Source organism: Streptomyces sp. NPDC031132 (assembly GCF_055570595.1).
The window spans coordinates 199,980-223,759 of record NZ_JBVIGX010000003.1 but is presented as its reverse complement, the minus strand read 5'-3'; the positions used below and the strand labels follow the sequence as shown (position 1 = coordinate 223,759).

At 72.5% G+C, this 23,780-nt stretch carries 24 protein-coding genes and 1 pseudogene; 13 read left to right on the top strand and 12 right to left on the bottom strand.

Features of this window, described 5'->3' with window-relative positions:
• Positions 1–57 precede the first annotated feature (57 nt).
• Positions 58–753, bottom strand: coding sequence for a L,D-transpeptidase family protein (locus tag ACZ49B_RS06685; protein WP_468301119.1), 696 nt, complete (start codon positions 751–753; stop codon positions 58–60).
• Positions 754–948: 195 nt separating this feature from the next.
• The gene (locus ACZ49B_RS06680) at positions 949–2,232 is read right to left on the bottom strand and encodes an MFS transporter (RefSeq protein WP_468301116.1); all 1,284 of its coding nucleotides are present in this window, start codon (positions 2,230–2,232) and stop codon (positions 949–951) included.
• A 99-nt stretch (positions 2,233–2,331) separates the two neighbouring features.
• On the opposite strand from ACZ49B_RS06680, the gene ACZ49B_RS06675 reads away from it, so the two are divergent.
• Positions 2,332–3,330: a LysR family transcriptional regulator gene (locus ACZ49B_RS06675; RefSeq protein WP_468301113.1), complete on the top strand. Its 999-nt coding sequence runs from the start codon at positions 2,332–2,334 to the stop codon at positions 3,328–3,330.
• Here ACZ49B_RS06675 and ACZ49B_RS06670 read toward each other — a convergent pair.
• The gene (locus ACZ49B_RS06670; RefSeq protein WP_468301110.1) at positions 3,273–4,313 is read right to left on the bottom strand and encodes a helix-turn-helix transcriptional regulator; all 1,041 of its coding nucleotides are present in this window, start codon (positions 4,311–4,313) and stop codon (positions 3,273–3,275) included. The two genes, ACZ49B_RS06675 and ACZ49B_RS06670, sit on opposite strands and share 58 nt — an antisense overlap.
• A gap of 494 nt (positions 4,314–4,807) precedes the next feature.
• Between ACZ49B_RS06670 and ACZ49B_RS06665 the strand changes: the two are divergent.
• Positions 4,808–5,968, top strand: a pseudogene (locus ACZ49B_RS06665) (CehA/McbA family metallohydrolase); the annotation flags it as partial.
• A 50-nt stretch (positions 5,969–6,018) separates the two neighbouring features.
• Here ACZ49B_RS06665 and ACZ49B_RS06660 read toward each other — a convergent pair.
• Positions 6,019–6,387, bottom strand: a complete 369-nt coding sequence (locus ACZ49B_RS06660; protein ID WP_468301107.1) for a cupin domain-containing protein — start codon at positions 6,385–6,387, stop codon at positions 6,019–6,021.
• A 90-nt stretch (positions 6,388–6,477) separates the two neighbouring features.
• The gene (locus tag ACZ49B_RS06655) at positions 6,478–7,209 is read right to left on the bottom strand and encodes a dienelactone hydrolase family protein (protein ID WP_468301105.1); all 732 of its coding nucleotides are present in this window, start codon (positions 7,207–7,209) and stop codon (positions 6,478–6,480) included.
• A gap of 113 nt (positions 7,210–7,322) precedes the next feature.
• Here ACZ49B_RS06655 and ACZ49B_RS06650 point away from each other — a divergent pair, with 113 nt between their 5' ends.
• The 3 genes from ACZ49B_RS06650 to ACZ49B_RS06640 all read left to right on the top strand — a co-directional run bounded on the left by ACZ49B_RS06650 (position 7,323) and on the right by ACZ49B_RS06640 (position 9,818).
• Positions 7,323–8,471, top strand: coding sequence for an adenosine deaminase (locus ACZ49B_RS06650; protein WP_468301102.1), 1,149 nt, complete (start codon positions 7,323–7,325; stop codon positions 8,469–8,471).
• A gap of 140 nt (positions 8,472–8,611) precedes the next feature.
• Positions 8,612–8,887: a hypothetical protein gene (locus ACZ49B_RS06645; RefSeq protein ID WP_468301100.1), complete on the top strand. Its 276-nt coding sequence runs from the start codon at positions 8,612–8,614 to the stop codon at positions 8,885–8,887.
• Between the two features lie 154 nt (positions 8,888–9,041).
• On the top strand, positions 9,042–9,818 hold the full coding sequence (locus ACZ49B_RS06640; protein WP_468301097.1) for a hypothetical protein: 777 nt from the start codon (positions 9,042–9,044) through the stop codon (positions 9,816–9,818).
• Positions 9,819–9,840: 22 nt separating this feature from the next.
• On the opposite strand, the gene ACZ49B_RS06635 is transcribed toward ACZ49B_RS06640, so the two are convergent.
• Together ACZ49B_RS06635 and ACZ49B_RS06630 are read right to left on the bottom strand one after the other, a co-directional pair.
• Positions 9,841–10,041: a PspC domain-containing protein gene (locus ACZ49B_RS06635; protein WP_266664468.1), complete on the bottom strand. Its 201-nt coding sequence runs from the start codon at positions 10,039–10,041 to the stop codon at positions 9,841–9,843.
• 62 nt (positions 10,042–10,103) lie between these two features.
• Complete coding sequence (locus ACZ49B_RS06630) at positions 10,104–10,685, bottom strand: VanZ family protein (protein ID WP_468301094.1); 582 nt, start codon at positions 10,683–10,685, stop codon at positions 10,104–10,106.
• A gap of 176 nt (positions 10,686–10,861) precedes the next feature.
• On the opposite strand from ACZ49B_RS06630, the gene ACZ49B_RS06625 reads away from it, so the two are divergent.
• The gene (locus ACZ49B_RS06625) at positions 10,862–11,002 is read left to right on the top strand and encodes a hypothetical protein (protein ID WP_468301092.1); all 141 of its coding nucleotides are present in this window, start codon (positions 10,862–10,864) and stop codon (positions 11,000–11,002) included.
• A 15-nt stretch (positions 11,003–11,017) separates the two neighbouring features.
• Here the strand turns inward: ACZ49B_RS06625 and ACZ49B_RS06620 are convergent, their stop codons facing one another.
• The 3 genes from ACZ49B_RS06620 to ACZ49B_RS06610 all read right to left on the bottom strand — a co-directional run bounded on the left by ACZ49B_RS06620 (position 11,018) and on the right by ACZ49B_RS06610 (position 13,393).
• Positions 11,018–11,659, bottom strand: coding sequence for a PH domain-containing protein (locus ACZ49B_RS06620; protein ID WP_468301089.1), 642 nt, complete (start codon positions 11,657–11,659; stop codon positions 11,018–11,020).
• Positions 11,660–11,684: 25 nt separating this feature from the next.
• Positions 11,685–12,320, bottom strand: coding sequence for a class F sortase (locus ACZ49B_RS06615; protein WP_468301086.1), 636 nt, complete (start codon positions 12,318–12,320; stop codon positions 11,685–11,687).
• 92 nt (positions 12,321–12,412) lie between these two features.
• The gene (locus ACZ49B_RS06610; RefSeq protein ID WP_468301084.1) at positions 12,413–13,393 is read right to left on the bottom strand and encodes a hypothetical protein; all 981 of its coding nucleotides are present in this window, start codon (positions 13,391–13,393) and stop codon (positions 12,413–12,415) included.
• A 308-nt stretch (positions 13,394–13,701) separates the two neighbouring features.
• On the opposite strand from ACZ49B_RS06610, the gene deoC reads away from it, so the two are divergent.
• The 3 genes from deoC to ACZ49B_RS06595 are packed head-to-tail and all read left to right on the top strand — an operon-like array spanning position 13,702 to position 16,995.
• Positions 13,702–14,664: a deoxyribose-phosphate aldolase gene (deoC, locus tag ACZ49B_RS06605; protein ID WP_468301082.1), complete on the top strand. Its 963-nt coding sequence runs from the start codon at positions 13,702–13,704 to the stop codon at positions 14,662–14,664.
• Between the two features lie 5 nt (positions 14,665–14,669).
• Complete coding sequence (locus ACZ49B_RS06600) at positions 14,670–16,106, top strand: aldehyde dehydrogenase family protein (RefSeq protein ID WP_468301079.1); 1,437 nt, start codon at positions 14,670–14,672, stop codon at positions 16,104–16,106.
• The gene (locus ACZ49B_RS06595) at positions 16,099–16,995 is read left to right on the top strand and encodes an aldehyde dehydrogenase family protein (RefSeq protein WP_468301076.1); all 897 of its coding nucleotides are present in this window, start codon (positions 16,099–16,101) and stop codon (positions 16,993–16,995) included. The genes ACZ49B_RS06600 and ACZ49B_RS06595 overlap by 8 nt, the downstream gene beginning before the upstream one ends.
• 72 nt (positions 16,996–17,067) lie before the next feature.
• Here the strand turns inward: ACZ49B_RS06595 and ACZ49B_RS06590 are convergent, their stop codons facing one another.
• On the bottom strand, positions 17,068–17,412 hold the full coding sequence (locus tag ACZ49B_RS06590; RefSeq protein ID WP_468301074.1) for a hypothetical protein: 345 nt from the start codon (positions 17,410–17,412) through the stop codon (positions 17,068–17,070).
• 55 nt (positions 17,413–17,467) lie between these two features.
• Here ACZ49B_RS06590 and ACZ49B_RS06585 point away from each other — a divergent pair, with 55 nt between their 5' ends.
• Entirely contained in the window at positions 17,468–18,166 is a 699-nt protein-coding gene (locus ACZ49B_RS06585) for a uridine kinase family protein (RefSeq protein WP_468301570.1), read from the top strand.
• 14 nt (positions 18,167–18,180) lie between these two features.
• Here ACZ49B_RS06585 and ACZ49B_RS06580 read toward each other — a convergent pair whose 3' ends face one another.
• Positions 18,181–19,074 (bottom strand): hypothetical protein, encoded by an 894-nt coding sequence (locus ACZ49B_RS06580; RefSeq protein ID WP_468301071.1) that lies wholly within the window; start codon positions 19,072–19,074, stop codon positions 18,181–18,183.
• 343 nt (positions 19,075–19,417) lie between these two features.
• On the opposite strand from ACZ49B_RS06580, the gene ACZ49B_RS06575 reads away from it, so the two are divergent.
• Genes ACZ49B_RS06575 through ACZ49B_RS06565 form a run of 3 tightly spaced genes read left to right on the top strand, consistent with a single transcriptional unit; the run spans position 19,418 to position 23,766 of the window.
• A complete protein-coding gene (locus ACZ49B_RS06575) occupies positions 19,418–21,676 on the top strand; it encodes a HAMP domain-containing protein (protein ID WP_468301567.1) in 2,259 nt (752 codons plus the stop codon).
• A 6-nt stretch (positions 21,677–21,682) separates the two neighbouring features.
• Positions 21,683–23,287, top strand: coding sequence for a poly-gamma-glutamate synthase PgsB (pgsB, locus tag ACZ49B_RS06570; protein ID WP_468301069.1), 1,605 nt, complete (start codon positions 21,683–21,685; stop codon positions 23,285–23,287).
• Positions 23,284–23,766: a poly-gamma-glutamate biosynthesis protein PgsC/CapC gene (locus tag ACZ49B_RS06565; RefSeq protein ID WP_030009641.1), complete on the top strand. Its 483-nt coding sequence runs from the start codon at positions 23,284–23,286 to the stop codon at positions 23,764–23,766. The genes pgsB and ACZ49B_RS06565 overlap by 4 nt, the downstream gene beginning before the upstream one ends.
• Positions 23,767–23,780: the final 14 nt, after the last annotated feature.

Genomic DNA, 23,780 nt, shown 5'->3' with positions numbered 1-23,780 from the left:
GTTCCGATACCTCGAAAACTACCGGAGGGGTCTGACAACGGCAGCCGGAAAGCCCGGCTAGGTACCGGGCTTGCGGCCGTACACGTACACGTCGTCGCCCTTGACCAGCAGGTTCCAGTAGGCCTTCGCATCCGCGGGCGTCATGTTCACGCAGCCGCCGGATCCCGGCGGGTTCCACATGCTCTTCTCGACGGAGTGGAAGGCGATCCCGCCGTCGAAGAACTGCGCGTACGGCATCGACACGTCGTAGATCGTCGACCAGTGGTCGATGCTGCGGTAGTAGATCCGGTTCAGCCCGGTCCGGGTCTCGGTGCCGTCCTTGCCGGTGCGGACCGGCACCGGGCCGTACTTCAACGTGGCGCCGTCCTGGACCCAGCTGAGCTGGCGGGTCAGATCGACGCAGGCGATCCGGCCCAGGTTCACCGGGCACCTCCCGTCCTTGTTCGGCGTCGTGCCCGCCGCCCGCTGCGCCAGCATGGTGCTCATCGTCTGCCAGGTCAGCGGCCCGGCGTACCCCGCGGTGGGGGTGATGCCGTGCTTGGCCTGGAACGCCTTGACCGCCTGGCAGTCGGCTGCGGACTGCCACCCGTCGACCGGCCGCCCCAGGAACTGCTCCACCTGGCGCTGGTACGGCCCCGTGGTCACGTTGCACGAGCCGGCGGCCTGCGCCGCCCCGCCCCCGCCGACCATCAGCGGGGCCGCGAGCACCACCGCCCCGCAGACCACCGCCGCCGCACGTCGCCGCGTACACATCCGTCCCGTACGCATCCGCCTCGTACGCATCCGCCCCGCAAGCATCCGCATGGATTTCACGTCGGACTCCCTCCCACCTCCCCATGCCTTCCCGGCGGGGAGGGGCAACGCGCCGGAGCCCGGGGCGGCTTGTGCCTCCGGGCTCCGTAATTCCGCTCGTACCGATGCCGTACGGGCGATCCGCGCACAGCCGTATCAGCGTGCGGCGGCCAGCGTGCCGTGCCGCCGCTCCGCGCGGGCCGCGTGCGAGCCGTACACGGTGATCGACACGACGCCGAGCACGGCCAGCAGCGCGATGCCCACCGTGGCCGCCCAGCCCGCCGAGTGGTAGGCGAGCGCGCCGAGCGTGCCGCCCGCGCTGGAGCCCAGGTAGTACGCCGACTGGTACAGGGCCGAGGCCTGCGCGCGGCCCGACGTCGCGGTCCGGCTCACCGCGGCGGACGCGACCGCGTGGCCCGCGAAGAAGCCGGCGGTGATCAGGACCAGTCCGACCAGGATCGCGGCGAGCGAGTCCGCCAGGGACAGCAGCAGGCCCAGCGCGGTCGTGGTCACCGCCAGGTACAGCGCACCGCGCCGCCCCGTCCGGGCCACCAGCTGCCCGGCGGCGGCCGAGGAGACGGTACCGACCAGGTAGATCAGGAAGATCGACCCGATCACGCCCTGCCCGAGCGAGAACGGCTCGTCGACCAGCCGGTAGCCGATGACGGTGTACACGGCCCCGAAGACGGTCATGAACAGCGCGCCGATCCCGTACAGCCGCATCAGCAGCGGGTCGCGCAGATGCCCGGCGACGGTACGGCCCACCGCGCGCGGGTTCAGCGAGGCCGGGCGGAAGAACCGGGCCCGGGGCAGCAGCACCAGGAAAGCCGCCGCGCAGGCCAGGGACATCAGGCCGACGGCCAGCAGGCCGCCCCGCCAGCCCCACACCTGGGCCGCCCAGCCGGTGACGAGGCGGCCGCTCATGCCGCCGATGGAATTGCCCGCCACGAACAGGCCGATCGCGCCCACCAGCGCCTTCGGCTTGACCTCCTCGGCCAGGTACGCCATCGCGGAGGCCGGGATGCCGGCGATCGCCGCGCCCTGGACGGCGCGCAGCGCGACCAGCCACTCCAGGTTCGGAGCGAACGGCACGAGGAGGCCGACGCCCACGGCGACCAGCATGGAGACCGTCATCATCCGGGTCCGACCGAAGCGCTCGGAGAGCGCGCTGAGCGGCAGGACGAACAGGGCGAGTGCGCCCGTGGCCGCGGACACGGTCCAGCTGGCCTGACCCGCCGTCACCCCGAACCCGTCGGAGATCGCGGGCAGCAGCGCCTGGGTGGAGTAGAGGAGGGCGAACGTCGCGAGTCCGGCGGCGAAGAGCGCGAGGCTCATGCGGCGGTAGCCGGGGCGGCCGGGGGAGCGGGGTTCCGGTGCGGCAGGGGACGACGGGGTGGAGGCACCCGTGGTGACGGGCGCCCCGGTATGAACGGGAGGCATGCAACGACCGTAGCCCCGGCCGGTTTCATGCGTCCAATGCACAGAATCGCGATAATCAATCCACTGGTGCATGACTGCAGCTCAGAGGGGTGCCTGTAAATGAACCGTTACGAAGAAGACATCGCGGTGACAGGTTTGCTGGCCCCGCGCCTGGCGTACTTCGCGGCCGTCGCCCGCCACGAGCACGTCACCCGCGCCGCGCACGAGCTGGGCGTCCCGCAATCCACCCTGTCCCGGGCCATGGTCCGGCTCGAACAGGACCTCGGCGTCACGCTGTTCGCCCGCAAGGGCCGCACCGTGGCGCTCACCACGGCCGGCCGGACCTTCCTCGCCTCGGCCGAGCGGGCCCTCGCCGAAATCGCCCGCGCCGCCGAGTCGGTGCAGCAGGACGCCGACCCGGCCTTCGGCAAAGTGGCGTTCGGCTTCCTGCACACCCTCGGCCCCGAGACCGTACCCGGCCTGATCCGCGCCTTCCGCGCCGACCATCCGCGGGTGCGCTTCTCCCTGGTGCAGAACTACGGCGAGGCCATGCTCGAGAAGCTGCGGGCCGGCGAGCTCGACCTCTGCCTCACCTCACCGCTCCCCGACGCCCCCGACCTGGTCGCCCGCCGCCTGGACGTGCAACGGCTGCGCCTGGTGGTCCCCGACGACCACCGCCTCGCCACCCGCAAGCGCATCCGCCTCGCCGAGGCCGCCGAGGAAACCTTCGTCACCCTGGAGGCCGGCTACGGCCTGCGCCGCATCACCGACGACCTGTGCGCGGAAGCCGGGTTCACCCCGCGCGTGGCCTTCGAGGGCGAAGAGGCCGAGACCCTGCGCGGCCTGGTCGCGGCCGGCCTCGGCGTGGCCCTGCTGCCGCCGCCGGCCGTGGCCCGCCCCGGTGTGGTCGAGCTGACGGTGACGGCCCCGCGCGCGGTCCGCGAGATCGGCGTCGCCTGGCTCGACGGGCACCCCGACACCCCGCCGGTCGCCGAGTTCAAGCGTTTCCTGCTGTCCCGCCGCGGCCGACTCATTCCGGAGCTGCACGGAGGGCATCCCGGTCAGGATCCGACGTCGTTCCCTGAGGCGACGGCAGGGGCCGCCGAGGAGAGCAAGTAGCCGGCCTGGAAGCGGGACTTGGCGCCGACCGCCCGCATGATCTCCGCGATGTGGCGCTGGCAGGTCCGCTCCGACATGCCCAGCCGGCGCGCGATCACCTTGTCCTCCAGCCCCTCCGCCAGCAGCCGCACGATCGTCTGCCGCAGCTCGTCCGAGAGCGAGCGGGCCGCGTCCGGGCTCACCGTCGTGGGGAACGGCTCCGCCTCCACCCAGCACCGCTCGAACGCCGAGGTCATGAAGTGCACGACCGCCGGCTCCCGCACCACCAGCGCCGCCCCGCTGCGGTCCGGCACCGCCATCAGCCCCGTGTGCCCGTCGAAGACCAGCATCCGCATCAGGGCGTCGCCCAGCGTCCGCACCTGCGCGCCCAGCGCCGTCACCCGCTCCACGTACGCCGCCGTGGGCCGCGAGTAGCGCGCCGTGTGCTGGTAGATCGTGCGCATCCGCACCCCGCGCGCCAGCAGCGACTCGTCCCGCCCGATCGCCTCCTCCAGCGTCTCCACCGGCCGGCCCCCGCCCGGCTGGGAGGTCAGCAGCTCCCGCCCGCACCCCGCGACCAGCTCCGCGATCAGAGCGCGCACCGCTCCCAGGTCGGTGACCAGCTCCAGCTTCGTCCGCCCCGACCCGTTCCGTTCGAGGTGCGCCGCCCCCGCCTCGTACGTCGGGACCAGCGCCTCCAGCCGCCCGCGCAGCCGGTCCATCTCGTCGTGGGTCTCCCGTACGAGCAGGGTCAGCGGGGCCAGCGCCCGGGCCGCCGCCGCCCGCGGCGCCACGGCGCTCCACCGCTCCGGACCGTCGCCGGAGGCCCGCTGGAGCAGGTGCGCGGCGGCCAGCTCGGTGATCGCCGCGGCCGCGCGCGCCCCGAGGGCCTCGATGGCCTCGGCCTCGGCGAACGAATGCCGCTCGACGGCGTACGCGTACAGCCGCCGGGCGGCGCGGCTCAGGTCGCCCCCGCGCGGCTGGTCGGCTTCGTCGGCTGGCATACGCGTATTCGTCCCGGCTTGTGGATGTTTATAAACCCCTCGTGTTCCCGCAAGGCGGCAAGACGACCCCCGATCGGGCGCCTTGTGCACATGGCGAACCGGCACAGTGGTCACACCGGGTGAAGGGGGAAACGCGGTGACGGGGGAGCGGGAGCGGGTTCGCAGGACCGGGAGGGGGCCCATGGCGGTCCTGCCGGGCCCGCGCCCCGCCGTGGTGGCCGCCGACCGACGGGTCGGCGCGCGCACCGGGTGGTCGCGCCGGGTCCGCCGGTGCCCTCCGACCGTGAGGGGACGGAGCGGCGGGTACGGACGGACCGGCGCGACCACGCCGCCTGAGCGGCGCCGCCGGCCGGCTCGGCGCTGGACAGCCGGGACCCCTCACCCCGGATTCGCGCGGGATTCACGCACCGCCGCCACCGTGGAGACACAGCCTTCACCCGACGTGAGTTCTGGCGACCGGTGCCTCCGGCGCCGCCGCAGCCGCCACCCCGCACCTGTCCGCCCCTCGCCGGACACCCGGATCTGACCGGCACGATTCCCCCCCCGGGGCCCCCGACTTCGTCGAGATACCCCTCGATGTGCCGTGCGGCGTAAGCGATTCGAGAGCGGCCTACGCGTACGGGAAGCCGCCCGTACCGCCCGGCACCGCCCTCGGCGGCCGCGGCTTCCGCGGCTTCCGCGGCTGGTCCGGCGGCCCGCAGCGAGTTCTTCCTGCGCGCCGACGGCGCGACCCCCGGCTACGTGCCCGGGCCCGATAGACGCCGGCCGCTGGCACGTACTGCTCGGCCCGTACACCGTGGCCCGCAGGGGCTCCCGTACGAGATCACCGCACGCTTCACCTTCGGGGCCCCGGGCCGCACCCCGCCCCGTCCACCCGCCCCAGCGGGCCCGCGGCCGCGGCCGGGCCTGGTATCGGGGCGACTGCCCCATCCACTCGGTGCACTCCGACGGGCACCGCACCCCGGCCGAGATCGCCGGCCTCGCCCGGGCCGCCGGCCTGGACTTCATCAACTCCTCGGAGCGCAACACCCACACCGCGCACGCCGCTTGGGCCGACGCGGTCCCGACCGGACCTGCTGATCCTGACCGGCGAGGAGATCGCCACCCGCACCGGCCACGTCCTCGCGGTCGGCACCGACCCGGGGACCTTCGTCGACTGGCGCTACCGGGCGCGCGAGGGCCGCTTCGGCCGGTTCGCCCGTGCGATCCGGAGTGCGGGCGGCCTGGTCGTGCCCGCCCACCCGCACGCCACCTGCATCGGCTGCGCCTGGAAGTTCGGCTTCGGCGAGGCCGACGCGGTCGAGGTCTGGAACGGCCCGTGGACCCCGGACGGCGAGGTCTCCCCGGCCTCCTGGGACGCCACCCTGCGGGGCGCCGACGGCGAGCGGTGGCTGCCGGCCGTGGCGAACGGCGACCACCACCGCGACCCGGACCGCACCGGCGGCCCGCAGACCGTGGTCCCCGCCGAGGACCTGACGCGGGAGGCCGTCCTCGCCGGGATACGGGCCGGCCGGTCCTACGCCGCGGAATCCGCGCAGGTCACAGTCGGCTTCGAGGCCGTCGGAGGGCGCGGGGAGCACGCCGGTACAGGAGAGCGCCTGCGGGCGGCCCCGGACGCGGACGTGCTGATCCGGCTCACCGTCACGGGCGCCCCGGCGGCGTTCACGCACCCGGTGTGGCTGCCCGTCGGCTGATGCTGCGGACGTCAGGTGGTCGGCTTCGCGTACTGGCCGAAGCCGGTCCAGTCCACCGCGATGCACTGCTCGTCGCCGACGACCCAGGCGTCGTGTCCGGGGGCGATCTCCATGAGGTCGCCCGGGCCGTACTCCTCGCTGCTCCCGTCGTCCATGACGACCTTCATCCGGCCGCTCACCACGTAACCCGTGTGCGCGGCTTCGCAGCTGTCCGTGCCCACCAGCGGCTTGATGTGCTCCGACCAGCGCCAGCCCGGCTCGAAGACCGCGCGGCCCACGGAGCCGCCGTCCGTCTGGATCACGTCGAGCCTGCCCTTGCCGTCTCCGAACGGACGGGTCTCGTCCGCCTGGTCGAAGCTCTTGCGCACGATTCCGGCCATGCCGAATCGCCTCCCGCGGAGGAAGGACCCCGAGTCCACTCCTCACGATACGCTCGGGCGGCCGTCCGCTCGCGTCTTCGTCCCCGCAGGTCAGCCCCGCAGCGACCGGCCGAATCCGGAGGCGAGCGGCATCCGCAGCCCCAGCGGCGGCGGCGCCGCCAGAGCGTCCGTCACCGGCCGCGAGTACCGCCCCGAGAACAGCGCCCCCAGGACGAAATCCACGGACAGCGCCACGACTTCCGCCTGGTGCTCCCGCAGCCCGTGCCCGTCCGAGTGCACCTCGAACCGGCACGTCGCCCGGTTCGCCTTCTTCGCCTGCGCCGCCAGCCGAAACGATGCTTCAGGATCGCTGCGCGCGTCGTTCGTCCCGTGCACGATCAGCACCTGCCGCCCCGACAGCTGCTTCACCGGTTCCGGGGAATCCGCCGAGACCGCCTCGCCTAACGAAGGGGCAAGCGCCAGCACCGCGTTGACGGCGTCGTGGCCCGCCGCCCGCAGCGCCGCCCGGCCGCCCGCGTCGTAGCCGACGAGGCACACCGGCACGTCCCCGTACCGGCGCACCACCTCGTCGGCCGCCCACCGGGCGTCGTCCTCCCGGCAGGCTCCCCTGGCGTGCAGGACCGTGTGCGCGACCAACCCGTCCGCCCCGCCCGCCCGGACCAGTGCCCGCGCGAGCGGGCGCACCGGACCGGGGGACAATCTGGACGCTCCGGGGAGCAGGAGGACCGCTCCGTTGACTGTGCTTCCCGTCGAGACCGAGCCGTTCGCGCCGGCTGCCCGCCCGAGGCGGGCCCCGCGCGCCGGCGGCGCATGCTGTGCCATGGCGGAACATTCTCAGACTGACAGGTGTACGCGACCTGTCCGTACGGTCTCTGTTACGTATCGACCCCTGTCGCCGACGCGCTGCTCTACGCGCGTAGGAGTAGAGTGCCCGGATGACGAGCGAGACCCCCAACCTGCCGACCCCGGATCAGATCCGCCGCTCCCCGAAGGTGCTGCTCCACGACCACCTCGACGGAGGCCTGCGCCCCGGGACCATCATCGAGCTGGCCCAGGAGGCCGGCTACGAGAGCCTTCCCGAGACGGACGCCGACAAGCTCGGCATCTGGTTCCGCGAAGCCGCCGACTCCGGCTCCCTGCCCCGCTACCTGGAGACGTTCGCGCACACGTGCGCCGTCATGCAGACGAAGGCGGCGCTGTTCCGCGTCGCCGCCGAGTGCGCCGAGGACCTGGCCGAGGACGGCGTCGTGTACGCCGAGATCCGCTACGCCCCCGAGCAGCACCTGGAAGCCGGCCTGACCCTCGAAGAGGTCGTCGAGGCCGTCAACGACGGCTTCCGCGAGGGCGAGCGGCGCGCGAAGGCCGGCGGCCACCGCATCCGCGTCGGCGCGCTGCTCACCGCGATGCGCCACGCCGCCCGCGCCCTGGAGATCGCCGAGCTGGCGAACCGTTACCGCGACAACGGCGTGGTCGGCTTCGACATCGCCGGCGCCGAGGCCGGGTTCCCTCCCACCCGCCACCTCGACGCGTTCGAGTACCTCAAGCGCGAGAACAACCACTTCACCATCCACGCGGGCGAGGCCTTCGGTCTGCCGTCGATCTGGCAGGCCCTGCAGTGGTGCGGCGCCGACCGCCTGGGCCACGGCGTGAAGATCATCGACGACATCGAGGTCGCCGCCGACGGCTCCGTGAAGCTGGGCCGGCTGGCCTCGTACGTCCGGGACAAGCGCATCCCCCTGGAGATGTGCCCCACCTCGAACCTGCAGACCGCCGCGGCCGCCTCGTACGCCGAGCACCCGATCGGCCTGCTGCGCAAGCTGCACTTCCGCCTGACGGTCAACACCGACAACCGGCTGATGAGCGGCACCAGCATGAGCCGCGAGTTCGAGCACCTGGTCGACACCTTCGGCTACACGCTCGACGACATGCAGTGGTTCACCGTCAATGCAATGAAGTCCGCGTTCATTCCTTTCGATGAACGACTGGCCATGATCAACGAGGTCATCAAGCCCGGTTATGCGGAGCTGAAGTCGGAATGGCTGTTCCAGCAGACCGCTTCGACCAGCGGTTCCGTCTCGGCCTAGGCCACGGCCTGACGCAAGGAAAGCGCCCGAGGAGAACAATTCCCGGGCGCTTTCTCATATTTACGTATGTTTGCGGCCGGGGGTTTGAAGTGACTAGTTTGCGGAGCCGCTCAATTCCCCGTCGCAAGGACTAAATCTTCATGAAGAAGTCAGCTGCCAAGACTCTCGGTGCCGCCGCCCTCGGTGCCGTCTTCGTCGCCGCCGCCGCGGGTTCCGCGTCGGCCGCCGTGCCCGCGATCGGCCTCTCCGACGCGCTGGGCACCGTCACCGGCGCCACCCAGGGGCTCACGAGTCAGCAGAAGGTCACCCCCGAGGACGGCCAGCAGAGCGACGTGGCCAGCCCCCTCAACCAGCTCACCGACGCGGTCGGCCCCACGCTCGGCGGCCTGCCCGTCGGTGGCGCGCTCGGCGGCTGATCCCCGCCGGATCCGCACACGGATCCGTCCGCGGATTTTTCGTACACGCACGCACGTGGCGCACGCCGGTTCGGTTAGGTGTGTGCCACGTCGTGCGGTGTGCCACGATCACCACCAACTGCCCGCCGACGCACTGGGTATGAGGTCATCGGTCATGCGCTTGAACGCACGAGTCACGGTCGGAGCGGCCACCGCCGCCCTGCTCCCCGCCCTCCTCCTGGGAACCGCGGGATGCAGCAGCAAGGGGGCCCCCGCGGCCGGCAAGGCGCCCGACCCGAAGGGCTCCGCCGCCACCGACTCTCCCGCCGCATCCGCGGGCGGCGCCCCGAGCGGCTCGGCCGCGCCGAAGGCCGGGGCGAGCAAGCTGGAGCGCTCCGCGCTCGAACAGGGCGATCTGCCCGGCTACCAGGTCTCCGCGCAGGGCAAGAACCCGAACGCCCCCGACGGCCAGCCGCAGGCCGACCGCAAGGCCTGCCAGCCCCTGGCCGACATCATGGGCGACAAGCCCGACCCGGCCGCCCGCGAGACCGTCAACCGCGGCGTCGGCTCCCAGAAGCAGGTCGGACTGGCCGTCTCCGCCTCCGTCAGCTCCTACGCCGAGAGCGACGCCAAGACGCTGATCGCCCGGCTGAGGGACGCGGTCGCCGCCTGCGGTACGGGCTTCTCCGCCACCGTCGACAAGCAGAGCGGCAGCTACCGCGACGTGCGGTCGGCCGAGTACAAGACGGCCGGCGACGAGAGCGTCAGCTGGACCACGACCGCGGCGGCCCAGGGCGTTTCCGCGCAGGTCCACGTGGTCGTCGTACGCCAAGGCGCCACCATCGTGCGGCTGATGGCCCTCAACGTGGCGGCGGCAGCGGCCCAGCAGAAGGCGCAGGTCCCGCACGAGGTGGCGGACAAGCAGCTCGAGAAGGTCCGCAGCGCGGGCTGAGCCGCCCCGGACGCGCGACGCGCTACCAGGCGTTGGAGGCGGACTTCTCGTTCGGCAGGAGCACCCACAGCGCCAGGTAGATCAGGAACTGCGGTCCGGGCAGCAGGCACGAGACGACGAATATCAGGCGCATCGTATTCGCGGAAATTCCGAAGCGGCGCGCCAGTCCGGCGCAGACGCCGCCGATCCAGCGGCCGTCACGGGGGCGGGCAATGGCGCTCATGAGTTCTCCTCTGTGGGCTCTGCGGGCCGCCAAATCGGTAATCGGCGGGCTCCCGCGATACCTCAATACTCCCGCGGCACTGCCGACAGAACGTCGGTCCACGGACCGAGGCCGACCCTGGGAATTCTCGGGGTGGACCCCTGAGAGGAGCGCTGCGACCGCCGTGAGCGCCGCAGCCGCGCACGCAGCGCCGGTACGACGGCCGCGTGCGCGAGCACCACGCCGAGGCCGTTCAGCAGGACCGAGTCCACGTCCACCACCTGCCCCGGCACCCCGCTCTGGAGCATCTCGATGCTGAGCGAGACCAGCGCACCCGCGGCGGCGGTCCGGCCCAGCGAGGACCACGCGGCCAGCGGCGACGGCGCGAGGTTCCCGTTGACGAGCGGCAGCAGCACCCCGAGCGGGGCGAGCAGCGCCAGCCCCTCCCCGATCCGCCGGGCCGCCTCGAGCGGCCCGTACGAGAGGTCCGCCCGGATCCCCTCCAGCGGGGTCAGATTGGCGGCGGCCGCCCAGGGCACGTCCAGGGGCCGCAGGGTCAGCCAGCCGACGAGGAGGAGATGTGCGACCAGCATCCCCCCGCCCAGGAGCCGGAGCCGGAGGTGAATGGCGGTGGCGGCACTGCGGCCGACCTCATTGCGCTGCACACCTGCGAGGACGCAGCGCCCGGTGGCTGCGGTTCCGGTCGGATCCGGCGAGCGGGAGGCATATGACGATCCGATCGGATGAAACCGCGGCGGGTCGGCGACGCACCCGCCCCTGCCGCCGCTGCGGACCCGCACAGTGGGCGCGGCCCACCGGTGGCAGCCGAAGGAGAACAGCCATGCCCGCACGACGCAGCCCCGAACGACCCACAGCAGCGAGCAGCGGCGGCGGACGACGGCCGCTGCACACGGTCGTGGCCGGGTTCTGCGGCCGCGCACTGGCCGCGGCCCTCGCCGGCCTCGGCATCCCCCGCGCTTAGCGGCCGGGGCCGCCGTCAGCGGATGGCGAAGAGGACGATCAGGAACACCGCGCCCGCGACGGCGGGCGCGATCACCTCGTACGACCACCGCACGCGCACGCTGCCCTGGGCGCCCGCCCGCGAGGCGCCGCGCTCGGCCAGCTCCCGCAGCTCGTCCACCACCTGGTCCGCGTGGGCCCGCTGCGGTTCGACGGCGGCGGCCGGCTCGCCGCCCTCGGGCGAGGCGAGTCCCTTGCCGGCGACCCCGCCGCGACGGCTGAACTGCTGCCGGCTCGCCTTCTTCCGCTCGCGCAGCGAGACCGGGACGGACCACAGCTGGTACTTCGACCCCTCGGCCAGCACCTCCGCCGAGTACCCGGCACGTACCGCGTCCACGGCGGCCCACGGCAGCTCGATGATCCGGAACGGGTTCCGCACGCGCATCCGGTCGTCGTTGGCGAAGACGGCCGGGCGGATGGTGAAGGCCACGGTGAGCGGTACGGCCAGCAGGGCGATCGCCGCGGCGAACCACCGGGCGTTCCCCGAGCCCCGCACGATGGCGTCCCCGCAGAGCCACGCGATGAGCGCGAGCAGCAGAACGCCGGTGACGACGGCCATGGGGGAGCGGTAGACCCGGTCGTCGTACACCGGTTCGTCAGTGGGCTGCTGGCTGCTCATGCGCCCGATTCTGCCTCAAGCCGTCTCAGCCCACGAGATCGGCGTACACGATGATGTTGTCGGGGCGGTGGCCGTCGGTGATCTCGCCGCCGCAGGTGATCAGCCGCAGCTCGGGGCGCGCGGTGTTCCCGTACACCTTGGCGGTCGGGAAGCTCTTCTTGTCGACCTGTTCCAGCTCGCGCACCCGGAAGACGGCGGTGGTGCCGTCCGCCCGGGAGACGGTGATCCCGTCGCCGGTGCGGATCTTCGACACGTTGCGCAGGACGGCCGGGCCGCGTGCGGTGTCGAAGTGCCCGATCAGGACGGCCGGGCCGGTCTCGCCCGGGGTGACGGCCTTGGTGTACCAGCCGATCCGGTCCCCGTCCGCGACGGAGGGCACCTCGACGGTCCCGTCGGCGGCCAGGCCCAGTGCCAGCAGCGGGCCCGCGTCCACCCCGGCCGCGGGAATCCGTACCCCTACGGGCTCCGAGGCGGGCAGCGGGGCGACGGGCGCAGCCGCCGCCGGAGCGGACGGGGCCGCGGCCGGCGCGGGCGCGGTGGCCGCGGCGATGTGCGGCGGGGGCGTCGGCGCGGCCGGTGCTCCGCCGCAGCCGGTCAGGGCGGCGAGGGCGAGCGGGCCGAGGAGGGTGGCGGCGAGCGGGGTACGGAGGCGGCGGGCCATGGGGATGCTCCGGGGAAACGGGCCCGGCGGGCCACCGCGGAGGGTGGCCCGCCGGAGGCAGGGACGGGAGGGCGCGGGTCGGGAAGGGAAGGTCAGCCCCGGCTGCGGCCGGCGCGGCGGGCGCGGGCCATCAGGGCCGCACCGAGCCCGCCGAAGATCGCGACGAGACCCGCGCCGGCGGCCACGGTGGTGCTGTCGTCGGTGTCCTCCGCGGCGAGCTCGGCCCCGGCGGCCACGCCCCCCTTGGGCACGACCACGGTCTGCGCCCCGCCCTGCGGCTTCACGTCGGCAACCGGCTTGACCGTCACGGTCGGCTCGGGCTTCGGCGCGGGCTTGTCGGCGGCCTGGTCCTCGGTGACCTTGTGGTTCAGCTTGCAGCCCTTGGGCAGCGCCGGGAAGGAGGTCCGGCCGAGCGGGGTGCCACCGCCCTGGGTCTTCCACTCGAAGCCGGGCGCGGCGCCGCTCGGGTTCACGATGCGGGCGATGATGCCGGCCGACTCGGGCAGTGCGGGGTAGCCGCGGTCCAGGAGCCGCCAGGCGGTGTCCTCGCCGGCGACCCACAGCTCGGCCCGCGGGCCGTCGGAGGACATGAACAGCTTGGCGGTCACGCCGGCGCCGATGTCCTGCGCCTTCTCGGCCGAGCAGACCTGGCCGGCCTTGCCCGCGGGCAGCGGGTAGGACTTGGCGGCGCCCTTCGTGGTGACGACGAGCACCGGGGCGGTCGTCTCCGCCTTGGTGAGCTCGAAGGACGCCCCGTACGCCTCGGCGGTCGTCTGCCCGCGGGTGACCAGGCCCACGACGTGGAGCATGTAGTCCTCGCCCGGCTTCCACTGGTCGCCGACGTAGCGGATCCAGGCCTCCGGGCCCTCGGCCCCGTTGCGCAGCACCGCGACCATCCCGTTGCCGACGTAGACCGGCCGGCCCTCGTAGCGGCCGTCGTCGTCCGAGGACGCGACCGCCCGGGTCGACGGCACGGGCTGCGGGGCGGGCGCGGCGAGTGCCGTCGCGGCCGGCGCGAGCAGGGCCCCGGCGAGGGCGGCGGTGACGATCGAGGTGCGGAGGGCGGTACGCATAACGACTCCAGGAAGCATTGTCGCGCGGAAGGTGGGAGAGTCGCATGCCCCTTTTCTCTACGGGTTCTCTGCCGAAGCTTTCATCCGGTGAGGTCTGGCGGGCTGCTGAAGAGAAATTTACGGATCTTGTTCGACCGGGTGATGAGGTTCCTGTCTTCGCCGCGTAACAAGAAAAGCGGAGGTCAGCGGTCCGCAGGCGCGGACCCGGCCCGACCCCTGCCGCGCCCGGATGTGGCCAAGCCCGCACAGATGTGCGGCCGCGGGGGGTGACAGGTCGCTACGCGCGTAGATATGCTCATCTTGTGACCATGCCCACCACCCTCTCCGCATTCGCTGACGTGACGACGTCCGACAGCGCGCTGCGCCGCTTCCTGCACGGGCTGCCCGGCGTAGACGCCGTCGGCCTGGAGGCCCGCGCGGCCGCGCTCGGTACCCGTTCGATCAAGACCACGGCCAAGGCGTACGCCATTGACCTGGCCATTTCGATGATCGACCTGACCACGCTTGAGGGTGCGGACACCCCGGGCAAGGTCCGAGCGCTCTCCGCCAAGGCCGCCAATCCCGATCCGACCGACCGTACGACGCCCATGACCGCCGCGGTCTGCGTCTACCCCGACATGGTGGCCACCGCCAAGGCCGCCCTGAACGGCGCCGACGTCAAGGTGGCCTCCGTCGCGACGGCCTTCCCGGCCGGCCGCGCCGCGCTGCCCGTCAAGCTCGCGGACACCCGTGACGCCGTCGCCGCCGGCGCCGACGAGATCGACATGGTCATCGACCGTGGCGCCTTCCTCGCCGGCCGCTACCTGGAGACGTACGAGCTGATCAAGGCGGTCAAGGAGGCGTGCGTACGCCCCGACGGCAGCACCGCCCGCCTCAAGGTCATCTTCGAGACCGGCGAGCTGTCGACGTACGACAACATCCGCCGGGCCTCCTGGATCGGCATGCTCGCGGGCGCCGACTTCATCAAGACCTCCACCGGCAAGGTCGGCGTCAACGCCACCCCCGCCAACACGCTGCTGATGCTCGAGGCCGTCCGCGATTTCAAGGCGCAGACTGGAATCCAGATCGGCGTGAAGCCGGCCGGCGGCATCCGGACCACCAAGGACGCCATCAAGTTCCTCGTCCTGGTCAACGAGACCGTGGGCGAGGACTGGCTGACCAACCACTGGTTCCGCTTCGGCGCCTCCAGCCTGCTCAACGACCTGTTGATGCAGCGCCAGAAGCTGAGCACCGGCCGTTACTCCGGTCCCGACTACGTGACGGTGGACTGATCACCATGGCATCTGCATTCGAGTACGCACCGGCACCCGAGTCCCGCTCGGTCGTCGACATCGCCCCCTCGTACGGGCTCTTCATCGACGGTGAGTTCACCGACGCCGCCGACGGCAAGGTCTTCAAGACCGTCTCGCCGTCGTCCGAGGAGGTCCTCTCCGAGGTCGCCCAGGCCGGCGCCGCCGACGTCGACCGCGCCGTCAAGGCCGCCCGCAAGGCATTCGCGACCTGGTCCGCGCTGCCCGGCTCCGAGCGCGCGAAGTACCTCTTCCGCATCGCCCGGATCATCCAGGAGCGCAGCCGCGAGCTGGCCGTCCTGGAGACCCTGGACAACGGCAAGCCGATCAAGGAGACCCGCGACGCGGACCTCCCGCTGGTCGCCGCGCACTTCTTCTACTACGCGGGCTGGGCCGACAAGCTCGACCACGCCGGCTACGGGCCGAACCCGCGCCCGCTGGGCGTCGCCGGCCAGGTCATCCCGTGGAACTTCCCGCTGCTGATGCTGGCGTGGAAGATCGCCCCGGCGCTCGCCGCCGGCAACACGGTCGTCCTCAAGCCCGCCGAGACCACCCCGCTCTCCGCCCTGTTCTTCGCGGACATCTGCCGCCAGGCGGGCCTGCCCAGGGGCGTCGTCAACATCCTCACGGGTTACGGCGACGCGGGAGCGGCCCTCGTCGAGCACCCGGACGTCAACAAGGTCGCCTTCACCGGCTCGACCGCGGTCGGCAAGGCCATCGCCCGCCAGATCGCCGGTACGGACAAGAAGGTCACCCTGGAGCTGGGCGGCAAGGGCGCCAACATCGTCTTCGACGACGCCCCCATCGACCAGGCCGTCGAGGGCATCGTCAGCGGCATCTTCTTCAACCAGGGCCAGGTCTGCTGCGCGGGTTCGCGCCTGCTGGTCCAGGAGTCGATCCACGACGAGCTGCTGGACTCCCTCAAGCGACGCCTGAGCACCCTGCGCCTGGGCGACCCGCTGGACAAGAACACCGACATCGGTGCGATCAACTCCGCCGAGCAGCTGGCCCGGATCACCGCGCTCGCGGAGACCGGCGAGGCCGAGGGCGCCGAGCGCTGGTCCCCGGCGTGCGAGCTGCCGTCCTCCGGGTACTGGTTCGCCCCGACGCTCTTCACGAACGTCACCCAGGCGCACACCGTCGCCCGCGACGAGATCTTCGGCCCGGTGCTGTCCGTGCTGACGTTCCGTACGCCGGACGAGGCCGTCGCCAAGGCCAACAACAGCCAGTACGGCCTGTCCGCCGGCATCTGGACGGAGAAGGGCTCGCGCATCCTCGCGGTCGCGAACAAGCTCCGTGCCGGTGTGGTGTGGGCCAACACGTTCAACAAGTTCGACCCGACCTCGCCCTTCGGCGGCTACAAGGAGTCGGGCTTCGGCCGCGAGGGCGGTCGCCACGGCCTGGAGGGCTACCTCGATGTCTGAGTCGTCGACCCGTCTGAACGTTTTCAAGACCTACAAGCTGTACGTCGGGGGCAAGTTCCCCCGTTCCGAGAGCGGCCGGGTGTACGAGGTGCAGGACTCCAAGGGCAAGTGGCTGGCCAACGCCCCGCTGTCCTCCCGCAAGGACGCGCGTGACGCGGTCGTCGCGGCCCGCAAGGCCTTCGGCGGCTGGTCGGGCGCCACCGCGTACAACCGCGGGCAGATCCTCTACCGCATCGCCGAGATGCTGGAGGGCCGCCGCGAGCAGTTCGTCCGCGAGGTCGGCGAGGCCGAGGGCCTGTCGAAGTCGAAGGCGGCCGCGGTCGTCGACGCGGCCATCGACCGCTGGGTCTGGTACGCGGGCTGGACCGACAAGATCGGCCAGGTCGTGGGCGGGGCCAACCCGGTCGCGGGCCCGTTCTTCAACCTCTCCACCCCGGAGCCGACCGGTGTCGTCACGGTCGTGGCCCCGCAGGACTCGTCCTTCCTGGGCCTGATCTCCGTGATCGCCCCCGTGATCGCGACGGGCAACACGGCGGTCGTGATCGCGAGCGAGAAGGCGCCGCTCCCGGCCCTCTCCCTGGGCGAGGTGCTGGCCACCTCCGACCTGCCGGGCGGCGTCGTCAACATCCTGTCCGGCAAGGCCGGCGAGATGGGCCCGCACCTGGCGTCCCACCAGGACGTCAACGCGATCGACCTGGCGGGTGCCGATGCGGCGCTGGCCAAGGAGCTGGAGATCGCGGCGGCCGACAACCTCAAGCGCGTCCTGCGTCCACAGCCTGTGGACGACTGGAGCGCCGACCCGGGCACGTCGCGCATGACGGCGTTCCTGGAGACGAAGACGGTCTGGCACCCCACGGGTTCGCTGGGCTCGGGCGGGTCCTCGTACTAAGGGATCCCCCTGCGAAAACCGGCCCCGGCAGCGTCCCCCGCGCTGCCGGGGCCTCTTCGTGCCCTCTCGCGGCTACTGCGGCAGCAGCGGGCCGAGCAGCGAGGCCGCGGTCGCCTCGGGCAGCTCGCCGATGGAGGGCCCCTGCGTCAGGATCCCCGTGACCATGGTGGTGCCGACCGCCGGGAAGTCGGCGACCTTGGTGGCCACTCCGTTGTCGAGCGGGTCCACGCCGGTGTGCGCGAGGGGGTTCACCTTGAGGTTCGCGAGGGGGTCGGTGACCCCGGCGAGGGCCGCCGGGACCGAGAGCTCACCGGCCTGGGCGCCACCGGCGGCCATGGCCAGGGCCGCGCCGGCCATGGAGAGCGTGAGGCCTGCGGAGCGGAGCGTGGAGCTGCCGGGGGCTGCGTGACGTGCCATTGGGATTCCCGCCTGAGGTCGTAGTCGCGTGCGCACGCAGCGTAGTTGAGGTGTGATCCTGGATACCAACCGGCCACCGGAGGCATCCCCTGCGCGGGGGAATGGTTCAGACTGGTGTCCCGTGAGCTCTTCCTCTCCTTTGCCTACGCGTGTCGTCCTGTTGACCGGGCCTTCGGGCTCCGGCAAGTCCCGGTTGGCCGCCCGTTCCGGGCTGCCGGTGCTGCGCCTGGACGACTTCTACAAGGAGGCTGACGACCCGACCCTCCCGCTGGTCGAGGGCAGCTCCGACATCGACTGGGACTCCCCGCTGTCCTGGGACGCGGACGTGGCGGTCGCCGCGATCGTGGAACTGTGCGCGGTGGGGCGGACCGACGTCCCCGTCTACGACATCGCGACGAGCTCCCGCACGGGCACCGAGAGCCTCGACATCGCCCGCACCCCGCTGTTCATCGCGGAGGGCATCTTCGCCGCCGACGTGGCCGCCCGCTGCCAGGAGCTCGGCCTCCTCGCGGACGCCATCTGCCTGCGCGGGCGCCCCTCGACGACCTTCCGCCGCCGGCTGGCCCGTGACCTGCGGGAAGGCCGCAAGTCCGTGCCGTTCCTACTGCGTAGGGGCCTGCGGCTGATGCGCGCCGAACGCAGCATCGTGGCCCGCCACGTCGCCCTGGGCGCGTACGCCTGCGCCGCCGACGAGGCCCTCGGCCGCCTGGCGGCAGCCGCGGCGGGACGCCACCGCACGACGACCCCGGCGTAGCCGCCGGACGTCCCTCACCGGCGGGACCAGCGGTCCGTCAGGGTGGTGATCGCGGCCGCGGCCCGGTCGAGGCCGTGGTCGTCGCCGCGGAGCGTCTTGTTCAGCTCGACGTGAAGGAAGCGGGACTGCCGGTCGGCGGCGGTCCTGCCCTGTTCGTTCTCCCGGCCGGCGAGCTTGCAGCGTGCGGAGTACGCCGTGCAGACCTCCAGGCCGTCGCGCCGCAGCGCGGCGGTCAGCAGTTCCGCGTCCGCCACGGCGCTGTCGCCGGCTCCTGTGGAGACGACCGCGTCGCGCCCCTGGAACGACTCGTCGGCGAAGCCGTGCAGCTGGACCCCCGGCAGGTTCCTCCGTGCCAGCTCCTCCACCACGCCGTGGAAGACCGAGTCGGCGCGGTGTGCCACGTCCGCCGCCCCGTCCTCGCCCGCATCGCGGTGGGCCCCCGCGAGCACGAGCACCCCGCCGGGTGCGCCGCGCAGCACCCGTGCCCCCAGGAGTTCGGTGCGGGCGTCGGCGACGGGGTGGGGGACCTGGACCGACCACCGTGCGGGCCGGTCCAGGTCGACGTACACCCGGCCCCAGCCGCGGCTGGTGTGGCCCGATTCACTCACCCCGTCCGCCACCTCGGCGTACCGGCGTCCGGTGGCGGCGTCCGTGACGGTGCGGAGGGTGAAGTCGATCTCGGACAGGCCGGCCCGCGCCGCTTCCGGATCGCCGTCGAGCAGGTGGGCGAACGCCCTGGTGAACGCCAGTCGTTCCTGGTCCGTGGGGGTGCGGTACCCGCCGCGCTCGCCGAAGCCGGCGGTGAAGCGGGCGATCCGCTGCTCCAGGTCGGTGTCGGCGGAGCGCTGGGGAACGGGGCCGGCCGGGCGGGCCGGCGGTGCGTTTTCCGGGCTCGCCGCCCAAAGCATCAAAACAGCACAAAAGGCGACGAAGGCTCCGCACAGAACCGCAATCGTTATTCGCCTGGTCGGTGGAGCGCTCATAGTCATACGAAAATAACGGAGTGGCGCACTCCGTTTCCCGTCCCTCCGCTGTTCGTTCTGGGCCGCCCGCCCCCGTGTCCGGAACCCGCCGGCGGACCGGCCCGCGCTGACGGGACGCGCCGAGGCGTTCGCGGCACTCCCCGCGCGCCCCGTACGCCCAGATCATCACACTCCCCAGGCCGCACCGGCTCCAGGGCAGAACGAAGAGGAGCCCGCGTTGGCCGCGTCGCGATCGAAGCGGCGGCACCGGACCCGCCGTCGGGCTGACATGTCGCTGCTCGGCGGCATCCGTCCGCCCATCGCGGCCCTGTCCGCCGTGCTGCTGGCCCTCGCAGCCCTCACCGCGTTCCAACTCGGCCACGTGGGCAAGGAGACCGTAGCGCCGGCCGTCCTCACCTCACAGCAGTACTTCGCGGAGGACGGCGCCATCGCCCTGCGCGCCTCCCTGGACGAGAGCATCACGGACATCGGCAGGACCGCCGCCCTGTTCAGCTCCGGCGAACCGGTCTCGCCCGACTCCGTGCTCGACAAGCTCGGCAGCGTCTACCAGAAGTGGCGCGGTACGGCCGTGATCGAGATCAAGTCGGGCCGCCTGGAGGCACAGCGCGGCGAGAACCTCCCGCTGACCGCCCTCGACCTGACCGCGCTGGGCGGGGAGTCCGGCCTCGCCCCCCGCATGGTCCGGCTGGAGAACGGCGAGACCCGCCTGCTCACCCTCGCCCTGCTGTCCTGGCCCGACCACCCCCAGCAGCTCCTGGTCGCCTCCAGCAGCCTGAAGGTCCCGGGCATCAGCCTGGGCAAGTCCCGCGCCATCGCCGTCCTCGACTCCTCCGGCCAGGTCCTCGGCAGCGACGGCGTCGGTGCTTCCGGGCAGGAGAAGAAGCAGCTCGGGAAGTTCGCGAAGACCGTCGCCCAGAAGGCCGAACAGCACCCCCTCCAGGCCAAGGAGCCCGGCTCCGGCGGCTTCGCCGGCGTCAGCGGCAGCCTGCTCGGGGACGCCCGGGACGGTCACCGCTCCGTGGCCGGCTACGCGAAGCTCACCGGTTCGCAGCCCGGTGTGGGCACCGACGCGACCGCCCTCGGCCTCACCGTCGTCTCGTTCGTCGGCGTCGCCGAGGAGCGTTCCGCCGCCGTCGACTCCTTCTTCTGGATCGCCGCGTCCGCCGCCCTGCTGGTGGTCGGGGCACTGGTCGTGGCCCTGCTCGTGACCACCGTCCAGCGCCCGCTGCTCCGGCTGTTCCTGGAGAGCCGCCGGATCGGCCGCGGCGACCTGAACCGCCCGGTCACCGTGCCCAAGTACGGCGAGGCCGCCCGCATCGGCGCCGCACTCGACCGGCTGCGCCGCCAGCTCCTCGGCGAACCCGCGGCGGAAACCGAGGGCCCGCGCGGCGGACGCCGCGCCCGGATCGGGACCCGCGCCCTCCTCGCGGTGTGCGGGATCCTGCTCCTGGTGTGGTCGGCGCCGCTCCTGCTGACGCTCAACCGCGCCGGGGCCTCCGTAGCCGTGCCCAAGTCGATCGTCGACGACCAGCGCGAACGCACCGACACCCTGGCCGACCGGGTACGCCGCGCCCTCAACGAAGGACACGCCGACCTCACCTCCGTCGCCTCCGTCATCGGCGACAAGACCACCCCCGCCGAGCTGACCAAGCTGCTGGAGCGCACCCGGAACCAGCACGGACGCTACGAGTCCCTCTACGTCCTGAACGCAGACGGCACCGTCCTGGCCCGCACCGGCGGCAAGCCCCACCACCCCGCCGGCAAGGGCCCCTCGAAGCAGCCCGTGACCCTCGTCGACAGCGGCAACCGGCCGGTCATCACCGAGTACGCCGAGGCACCCGGCCTGGTCGGCGCCGCCGTGGTCGGCGAGCTGCGCATCGACTTCCTCAACGCCATGCTCAAGCGGCCCGGCCTGGGCGAGGTCCGCGTCGTCGACGCAGGTCACCGGGTGATCGGCGGCAACAACGGCTACCTGGCCTTCGCATCGCTGTCGGACGCCAAGCTCGACGCCCTGGTGAGCGCCGCGAACGAGAAGAACGGCGCGAACGAGAACAGCGGCGCGAACGAGAAGGACGCGAAGAGCCCGCGCGCCAAGAGCGCCCTGCTCCGCGACGGCGGCGTCTCCGTCGCCGCCGCGGCGCCGATGACCGGCGGCGGCGTGGCTCAGCCCCTGGACTGGACCGTCGTCACCTGGCAGCCGGCCAAGGGCCTGGAGATCCCCGCGTACACCGCGCAGAACCGCACCGTCCTGGCCGGGCTGCTCGGCCTCACGGGCGCCGCGGCCTGCCTCGGCTGGATGCACGTCATCGTGGTCCGGCCCCTGCGCGACCTCGCCCGGCGTGCGGAGGCCCTGGCCGACGGCGACCGCCGCAACGTCCTCTACCCGACCCACCACGACGAGGTCGGCGCCGTCACCCGCAGCCTCGAAGTCATCCGCCTGCACCTGCTGGAACAGCGCAAGCGGGACGCCTCCGGCGCCGCCACCGGCCGGACGCCCGGCCGTGCCACCCCGGCCGGAAGGAACTGATCCCCCGTGCTCTTCCTCTACTGCGTGCTGCTCTTCTGCTGCCTGGTCATGCTCGTCGCGGGCGTCGTCGAGCAGCGCAGGCACTACGCCAACCTCGCGCAGATACCGAACCGGGTGCTGGTCAACGGCATCCGCGGCAAGAGTTCCATCACCCGGCTGTGCGCGGGCGCCCTGCGCGGCGGCGGGCTGCTGACCGTCGCCAAGACCACCGGCACCGCGGCCCGCTTCATCCACCCCGACGCCACCGAGGAGCCCGTCTACCGGAAGTTCGGCATCGCCAACGTCGTCGAGCAGATCGGCATCGTCCGGCGCGCCGCCGCCTACCGGCCGCACGCACTGGTCATGGAGTGCATGGCGGTCATGCCCGCACTTCAGGAGATCAACCAGTCGAAGCTGATCCAGTCGACCATCGGCGTGCTGTGCAACGTCCGCGAGGACCACGTCGCCGAGATGGGACCCACCCTCGACGACATCGCGCGCTCCCTGTCGCGCTCGATGCCGCACGGCGGAATCTGTGTCACCGCCGAGAAGGAGCGCTTCCACGTGCTCCAGGAGGAGGCCGACGCGAGGAACTGCACGCTCGTCTACGCCGACCCCGACACGGTCAGCGACGATGAGCTGCGCGGCTTCAGCTGGTTCACCTTCAAGGAGAACGTCGCCATCGCGCTCACCGTCGCCGACCTCCTCGGCATCGACCGCGAAACCGCCCTCCAGGGGATGTACGACGCCCCGCCGGACCCCGGGGTGCTCTCCGTCGAGCGGTACGTGGCCCCCGGCGGCAAGCGGGTGCGCTTCGCCAACGTCTTCGCCGCGAACGACCCCGAGTCGACGCTGATGAACATCAACCAGCTCCTCGACCTCGGCGCCGTCGACCGCCCCCTCAACGTCGTGATCAACTGCCGCCCCGACCGCGTCGAGCGCAACGGCCAGATGGGCGCGATCGTCCCGGACCTGATGCCCGACAAGGTCTTCGTCATCGGGCACCCGGCCAAGAGCGCCATCGACGCGATCCCGGCCGAGTGGCGCGGGCGCGCCGTCGACCTCGGCGGCGACCAGCGCGACGGCGAGGAGTTCATGAACGAGCTGCTCGGCCATCTGGGCGAGAGCTCCTCGCTGGTCGCCATCGGCAACATCCACGGCCAGGGCGAGATCCTCCTGGAACACCTGGCGGAACTCCCCGGCTTCGAGGACGAGCCCGACCGGGAGGAGCCCCGCGGGGCCGCCCCGGACCACGAGCCCGCCGTGCCCCGGCGGACCGCCCCCGCGCAGCCGCTGTACGTGCCGCACCTCGACCCGTACGCCGAACTCACCCCCGCCCAGGAGGCCCGGTTCGCGCAGCCCCCCGTGCCGCGGCAGTACGTCCACCCGCCGCAGGGACACGCTCTGCCCGCCCCCCAGGGCCGACCGCCGTACGAGGGGCAGGGCCCGTACCCGCAGCAGCCGCACGGGCAGTGGCACCAAGGCCCCCACCCGCAACAGCAGCCGCACGGGCAGTGGCAGCAGGCCCCCTACCCGCAGCAGCAGCCGCACGAGCAGCAGCCGCCCTGGCCGCCCCACCCGTACGAGCCCCACCCGAACCCGCAGTGGCAGAGCCCAGGAGACCCCCGTTGATCCCCGCAGTCCTCACCCCCGAGATCGCCGCGATCGGCATCGCGCTGGGCCTGCTGTTCTCCCTGCTGTGCTACCTGACGACGAACCTCTCGCCCGGCGGCATGATCACCCCCGGCTGGCTCGCGCTCACCCTCATCGAGGACCTGCAGCGCGCCGCGCTCGTCGTCGGCATCACCGCCCTGACGTACGCGCTCACCCTCGTCACCCAGAAGTTCGTCATCCTCTACGGCAAGCGCCTGTTCGCGGCCGTCGTCCTCATCGGAGTGCTCCTCCAGGCCACGGTGGTCATCGTGCTCCAGATGAAGTTCCCCCTGCTGTACGCGAACCAGACCCTCGGCTTCATCGTCCCCGGACTGATCGCCTACCAGCTCGTCCGCCAGCCCAAGGGCGCCACGCTGCTCGCCACCGGCTCCGCGACCCTCATGACGTACGTCGTCCTGACCTCGGGCATCCTGCTCGGCTTCATGCCGCACGCCTGACCGACGCCAGCCCG